Here is a 756-nt window from a genome sequence, read left to right as displayed (position 1 = left end):
GTGACCAGCGCTGCAGAGCAGCAAGGCATCGACTGGCCTACCATTTGTACCTTGGACGACAGTGCACTGGCCAAGCTGATTTATCCTAAAGCCGATGCCCGCGTATCCACCAGGCTTGAATTACCAGATTGGACGACCGTGCATAAGGAGCTGCGTAAAGCTGGTGTCACCAAGCACCTGTTATGGGAAGAATACGCCCAGCAGTACCCGAACCGCAGTTACAGCTACCCGCAGTATTGCCACCTGTATGGCGAGTGGCAGAAAAAACAGCGCCGCTCAATGCGACAAAACCACATTGCCGGTGACATGCTGTTCGTTGATTATGCTGGGCAAACCGTCCCCATTGTCTGTGCCAGTACCGGTGAAGTCCGCTTTGCACAGGTGTTTGTGGCCGTACTGGGCGCGTCCAATTACACCTATGCTGAAGCCACCCTTACGCAGACGCTGCCAGATTGGCTGGGGAGCCATGCCAGGGTCTTTAGCTTCTTTGGTGGTGTGCCCAAACTCATTGTGCCGGATAACCTTAAAAGCGGCGTCACTAAAGCGTGCCGATACGATCCAGACATCAATGCTGCCTACCACCAATTAGCTCACCATTATGGCTGCGCTGTGATGCCAGCAAGGCCGCGTAAGCCGCAGGATAAAGCCAAAGCGGAAGTGGGCGTGCAAATCATTGAGCGCTGGATTTTAGCCAGATTACGTCACCACACCTTCTTCTCATTAGCTGAGCTGAATCACTGCATCCGGGCGCTATTA

Annotated in this window: 1 protein-coding gene; it reads left to right on the top strand. The window is 53.8% G+C overall.

The genetic code is table 11. The annotated features are described in order from the left end of the window. Positions 1-756 (top strand): IS21 family transposase (gene istA / locus QWY20_RS18485; protein WP_330130453.1); only part of this gene is annotated, 756 nt, incomplete at both ends.

Source organism: Alkalimonas cellulosilytica (assembly GCF_036325985.1).
GTDB lineage: Bacteria > Pseudomonadota > Gammaproteobacteria > Enterobacterales > Alteromonadaceae > Alkalimonas > Alkalimonas cellulosilytica.
This window is presented reverse-complemented; position numbering and strand designations above follow the sequence as displayed.